This is a genomic window from Microseira sp. BLCC-F43 (assembly GCF_041929235.1).
In the GTDB taxonomy this organism is placed as follows: Bacteria; Cyanobacteriota; Cyanobacteriia; order Cyanobacteriales; family Aerosakkonemataceae; genus Microseira.
Map to the genome: position 1 here is coordinate 1 of NZ_JBHFNP010000199.1, position 5,142 is coordinate 5,142.

The 5,142-nt window shown below is 42.6% G+C and carries 8 protein-coding genes; 3 read left to right on the forward strand and 5 right to left on the reverse strand.

What is annotated here, in order from left to right; genetic code table 11:
• Positions 1-228, reverse strand: a 228-nt coding sequence (locus tag ACE1CM_RS27495; protein ID WP_374882038.1) for a hypothetical protein, incomplete at its 3' end; no start/stop codon positions are given.
• 227 nt (positions 229-455) lie between these two features.
• Between ACE1CM_RS27495 and ACE1CM_RS27500 the strand changes: the two genes are divergently transcribed.
• Together ACE1CM_RS27500 and ACE1CM_RS27505 are read left to right on the forward strand one after the other, a co-directional pair.
• On the forward strand, positions 456-1,865 hold the full coding sequence (locus ACE1CM_RS27500; RefSeq protein WP_374882039.1) for an AAA family ATPase: 1,410 nt from the start codon (positions 456-458) through the stop codon (positions 1,863-1,865).
• Between the two features lie 37 nt (positions 1,866-1,902).
• The gene (locus ACE1CM_RS27505) at positions 1,903-2,115 is read left to right on the forward strand and encodes a hypothetical protein (protein WP_374882040.1); all 213 of its coding nucleotides are present in this window, start codon (positions 1,903-1,905) and stop codon (positions 2,113-2,115) included.
• A 267-nt stretch (positions 2,116-2,382) separates the two neighbouring features.
• Here the strand turns inward: ACE1CM_RS27505 and ACE1CM_RS27510 are convergent, their stop codons facing one another.
• The 3 genes from ACE1CM_RS27510 to ACE1CM_RS27520 are packed head-to-tail and all read right to left on the reverse strand — an operon-like array spanning position 2,383 to position 3,386.
• Positions 2,383-2,736, reverse strand: a complete 354-nt coding sequence (locus ACE1CM_RS27510) for a XisI protein (protein ID WP_374882041.1) — start codon at positions 2,734-2,736, stop codon at positions 2,383-2,385.
• Positions 2,724-3,140, reverse strand: coding sequence for a XisH family protein (locus tag ACE1CM_RS27515; RefSeq protein WP_374882042.1), 417 nt, complete (start codon positions 3,138-3,140; stop codon positions 2,724-2,726). The genes ACE1CM_RS27510 and ACE1CM_RS27515 overlap by 13 nt, the downstream gene beginning before the upstream one ends.
• Before the next feature lie 12 nt (positions 3,141-3,152).
• The gene (locus tag ACE1CM_RS27520) at positions 3,153-3,386 is read right to left on the reverse strand and encodes a DUF433 domain-containing protein (protein WP_374882043.1); all 234 of its coding nucleotides are present in this window, start codon (positions 3,384-3,386) and stop codon (positions 3,153-3,155) included.
• Between the two features lie 262 nt (positions 3,387-3,648).
• On the opposite strand from ACE1CM_RS27520, the gene ACE1CM_RS27525 reads away from it, so the two are divergent.
• Positions 3,649-4,062: a hypothetical protein gene (locus ACE1CM_RS27525; RefSeq protein ID WP_374882044.1), complete on the forward strand. Its 414-nt coding sequence runs from the start codon at positions 3,649-3,651 to the stop codon at positions 4,060-4,062.
• A 26-nt stretch (positions 4,063-4,088) separates the two neighbouring features.
• On the opposite strand, the gene ACE1CM_RS27530 is transcribed toward ACE1CM_RS27525, so the two are convergent.
• On the reverse strand, positions 4,089-5,142 hold a 1,054-nt coding region (locus ACE1CM_RS27530; RefSeq protein ID WP_374882045.1), incomplete at its 5' end, for a flagellar assembly protein H.

Genomic DNA, 5,142 nt, shown 5'->3' on the forward strand with positions numbered 1-5,142 from the left:
CAAATAATCCACTACAAAAGGTCGTTCCTGTCCTGGTACTATCACCTGCTGCTGAGGATAAACCCAGTCTTTGAAGTAATAATTTAAGTAACCTAAAAATTCTTTTTCCGATACGCCACAGCGCACGTCACCCATCCCAGACGTAGAAATTTTGGGCGAGAGGTCGGGCAAGGTTGTGTTTTGATCGGGTAGTAAAAGAATTGGGTAAATCCCCGGATTGTTGCTCATACATTCTTTTAATAGCCTGACTCGATTAATCCTGGCTTCAATTCAATAAATCGAGAGATTTTAAAGGATAGTAATTCATCATAACCCCAAAAGCCAAGATATCAATTGATATAATTTGCTCGCCACCTATATACAAAAATATCTAAAAATCGCACTAATTTATAATTTTAGTTACTAGGAAATTTAAAAAGTCAATAAAATCAGATTGTTAGCCCAAGAATATTGCCATGAATCCTTCTGACATTTCAGAAATAGCAACCCTGATTAAAGCAGCGCAACCGCTGATTGCTTGCGAATCCCCTATCCAAGAGCGATCGCGCATCCTTACTTACATTTTGAAAATATGCTCCTCAATCCCTATCCCCTGCTATCTTTGGAATCTTGGCTATCAGATTCTAGAATTAAAACTCAGCGAACTTGGCATCTTAGAATTTATTCAAGCACAAATTACCCTAACTAAATCACCGCTACAGGTCGCCAAAGATTATTTTGATATCCTGCCTATCTGGAACAATTCTCAAGGATCAGGTGTATTAATCCTAGAAAATATCTATCCTTGGATTAAACCAAACATAAATCAAGATGCGGAGTTTTTAATTTTATCAGAATGGGTTAAATCAAATCTAATTAATCTCTATACAAACAGCAGAACAACGAGAAAAATCGCCATTTTTTTGGGGGCTAGGGCAGAAATTACGCCAGAACTTGCACCACAGATTCCTTTAGTTACTCAGGAATTGCCGGAAATTCACGAAATTATAGACGCCCTCAAATCTGTTGCTGCCGAGGGATTGCCGCCGCACCTTAGTATAGGGGAATTGGAAGCGATCGCGCACAGCAGTATCGGTCTTTATATCTCAGATATCATCAATGCCCTCAGCGCGATTCACCAGCGATATTCGCCCGAAAATGCCAAAGAACTGGCAGAAAAGCTCTTTAACTACAAAGTTCAACTTTTCAATCGACTCTATGATATCGAATTTTTACCTGCACCTCAAGTTCCTTTAGGCGGGTTGGATCGAATGCTGGCAGCGTTTAAAAAATTCAAACGATTATTAAGTCCCCTGGCGAAAGCCTATAAACTCAAAGTACCAAAAGGAGTATTATTAGTTGGCCCTCCTGGTACTGGGAAATCCCACGCGGCTAAAGTCTGCGATCAAATTGTTGGAATTCCTCTCATTTTGGTAGATTGGGGGAATTTTAGAGGTTATGGTAATCAAGCAGAACCCTGGCTGAAAAAACTTTTGAAACTCACTGATAGACTCAATCGAGTTGTAATTTATTTTGATGATTTTGATAAGGGTTTTGCGGGGTTTGACGACGGTGGTTTGGGTCAAAGACTTGCTGGAACTTTGCTCACTTGGATGCAAGAACGTACCAGCGATGCGATTGTTATTGCTAGCGTTAACCCCATCGAATGGTTGCCACCGGAACTTACCCGCGCCGGACGCTTTGACTACATCTACAAAGTAGATTTGCCCAATGGGGGCTCACGCAATACTATTTTTAATCTCCACTTAGCTCGATTCGATGCTCGATTCAAAAATGGTGGCGATCCCTATACTCACGAATCAAGAAAAGAGGTGATTAAAAGAACCCAACGCTGTGTTGGTTCTGAGATTCAAACGATTGTATAACGAGCAGCGGCTACTACTTTTTATCAGATGTTTCCCGATGAGAATGCGCCAAGTCCGTCAGTACTTCCCCCGTTGGAAATATCTCCTGAAACTCTGCTTGAAGAACGCAAGCAAATTAAGCCTTTGGCTATTCGCGAAGCTGATAGGGTTGAATCGATGCGGCAATATTGCTGATTTGCAAGCACTTCCTTCTTCTAGTGCTGATGAATCTGTCTATGCTATTAGTAATGTGGATATTTATGGGGATTGAGCAAAATGCTAAATGCAGGCGCGCCTGAGCGGATGTATGGGAGTGCGATCGCGCCCTTTCCATTGCAACAGAACTAGGCATCCCGCTAGCCAAAGAATGTCAGGAATTGAAGGAAAAATTACTCAACGAATCAGCATAAACTATGACGTACAAGTGGCGGACATCTAACAGGAGACTCACGAGCGATATTCCTCAAAATGACTAAGAGCGATCGCCCTATATCTTGTCTTTTTCGCGTTCGATCTTACTAGAAATTTTTGTTGATAATCAAGCTGTAGCAAATTCTGTGAAACCTCGCTTGCTGGGATGATGAAACCCTAAAACAATATCGATCTTAGGAATGTCTGCCGCGAGTAAATCATCAACTACACACAGATCGGTCAAGTCTTCTTCAACCCAAATTTTACCATTTTTAATCTGAAGATACATGGTAATATGGCGTATCCGTTGCTTGCCATCCCAGCCAAAGCGAAACCACAGATATTGATCTCGTTCTTCGTCAAAAGCAAGGTGATGCTCTGTCTGTGCGTCATCGAGATCCTTCTCTCCTTTGACCGTCATTTCATAATATTCAGTTAATAGTGTTTCGCTCGTCCTGCGATAGTATTCTAGTTTATCCATTGCAGAATTTCCTCCCTGTGCATTTCAACTACCATCAAAAGAAGCTGATTCTCATTAGTAATGACTTGTACGGACTTACGTTGAAAAAAGTCTTTGTATACGATATCATCAATTGCCAAATAGAGCTTGTATTCGGGAGCGGTGAGTTGAATGAGCTTTCGGTAGACCATGTATTGACCGAGTGCGCTGTGAAAATCATACATGAGCGAGCGCCCTACAAAGATCTTTATTTCCACAACAATCTTTTGTCCTTTTTTTTCGGCGGCTATCGGCTTTTCTGCCGCTAGATCGGCATATAACTCAGCATCCTCATATTTGAGCAAGTAGGGATCTGCGGTAATTTTCCAACCGTCTTTAACTAAGGCATTCTTAACTGCATTGTGGTAGATATCTTTGGCAGGCATAGTAAAGTATTTTCACGCTCCAACAACTAACATAAACTGATCTTGTTTAGCTGCGAAACTCAAGCAAGCCAAAATATCCTGTTGGGTGAGATAGGGAAAATCATCTAGGATTTCTTGATAAGTCATCCCAGAAGCGAGATATTCCAGCAGGTCATAAACCGTAATTCTCATGCCTCGAATACAAGGTTTGCCACCTCTTTTACCCGGTTCGATGGTTATGATATTAGCGATATCTTGGTCTGACATGGCGCTTTCCTTTTACCTTCTGTTCTCAATTCTACCTCAGTAAAGCGATAGCGATCGCCCCCGATCTTGTTGGCGCTTGCGTGAAGCTGGCGCGATCGCAAAGAAACAACCTCCTCTGTGTTTGGCTCAAAAATTAGCAGTTTTAGTTAATGTTCTGCGATAACTTCTGTCTCTGGGTGCAAGGGTGGCCTAGCCGCCCGCTAGGGCAGGCTTCGCGCTAACATAATAGCGATAGTTTAACACCAGAAACCTGAGAAACACTATGAACCCAAAAACTATAAAATTACAAATTACATTTGAAGCGATCAAGGATGCGATCGCTTCCTTAGAACTGGAAGAAAAACCCAGGCTTTGGCAGCTGTTAAATGAAGAGATTAGCCAAGTAGAAGCACCCCAGTTTTCACAACATCAGATTCAAAAGAACAATGACACTTTTGACAAACCAACCCGAGAAATTTTGACCATTGCAGAAATACGCGATCGCTACCCTTGTGAGTGGGTGCTAATTGCCGATCCAGAATCGGATGATGAATGGAACGCGCGGCGAGGTAAAATATTAGCTCACTCACCAGAGCGAGAGGAAATAGATAAGGCTCTGAGCGCATTTAAACACATCCAGTCAATTTCGATAGAATACACTGGCCCGCTTCCTGCTGACTATGTGGTAATCTCGTGACACAGATACTTTCTACTTTGATATTTTTAGCGAGTGGAGTTGGGCAATCGATCCAACAGTTCATCATCAGATAATTGAGGCAACTGTTGCAACAATAACGCTAACTCTTCCGAAGATAATGAGAGTAAGTTTGTTGCCAGATCAGGGATGCGCTCATCTAATTGACTAAACCGCATTCTCAGAACATTTTCTGCTAGCAACCGTCTAGCTTGCTCAATCCCTTCTTCGTCACCAGTCAGTGCGGATAATTGCAGCAACAACAAGGTAAATTCGGTAGCAGGTAAAGCCGATACTGGTGCTAAAAAAACAGCCAAAAGTGCGCCAACTTCACCAAACCGTACCCGCAGAAAATTTTCTAAAATCGAACGCTGTCCTTCTTCTCTTCCTTGTTGAATACCTCGTTCAATTCCTTGTTGAATGCCTTGTTGTATACCTTCTTGCCTTCCTTCTTGCCTTCCTGCTTGTATACCTTCTTGTCTCCCCCGTTGTTCTGCCGCTTCTAATTGCTGTTGAAACAAAGGTGCGATCGCCATAACCAACTCCCGATCTTCTACTTCTAATTGTTGTTCTTGATTTGTCGCTAAGTTAGATTGCAACCGATACAATAATTCTAACGCAACAGCGCGGACTGGGTGATCGACTGATAATGCACTCAACTGAGCGATCGCGCGTTCTTGTACCCTCCCCCTACCCAAGATTCTCAACCACAAGGTTTCTTCTGTTTCTGGCAATTGGTGGATAACCACAATCGCCGTCCGCAAATACTCCCCAAAAAAGTAGATGCCTCGAGGCCAGTTTTGTTGAGCTGGGGCGGCATTAAACCCATTCAATAAGGTTTCTGATGCAGTCGGAGTCAGAATCCATAGCTTGGGTAATTCTGCTTCCTCACACCGAGTATTTTCACGCCTCGCTCTGCGTTCCAATTCTGCTGTTACATCTAACAATTTACTCAAGCAACTACGCACCTCGCTGACCGTAACAGGATTGCGAAACGGTTCAAAAAGGGCGGCAGTGGTTGCCATTTTTCCCAACAATCCCAGGTTTTCGACATAATCTGATGCTGCGCTTGATGGAGTAAAG

Coding starts and splice junctions, on each gene's coding strand:
- ACE1CM_RS27500 (WP_374882039.1), top strand. CDS start 456: ATGAATCCTTCTGACATTTCAGAAATAGCAACCCTGATTAAAGCAGCG.
- ACE1CM_RS27505 (WP_374882040.1), top strand. CDS start 1,903: ATGAGAATGCGCCAAGTCCGTCAGTACTTCCCCCGTTGGAAATATCTC.
- ACE1CM_RS27510 (WP_374882041.1), bottom strand. CDS start 2,736: ATGGATAAACTAGAATACTATCGCAGGACGAGCGAAACACTATTAACT.
- ACE1CM_RS27515 (WP_374882042.1), bottom strand. CDS start 3,140: ATGCCTGCCAAAGATATCTACCACAATGCAGTTAAGAATGCCTTAGTT.
- ACE1CM_RS27520 (WP_374882043.1), bottom strand. CDS start 3,386: ATGTCAGACCAAGATATCGCTAATATCATAACCATCGAACCGGGTAAA.
- ACE1CM_RS27525 (WP_374882044.1), top strand. CDS start 3,649: ATGAACCCAAAAACTATAAAATTACAAATTACATTTGAAGCGATCAAG.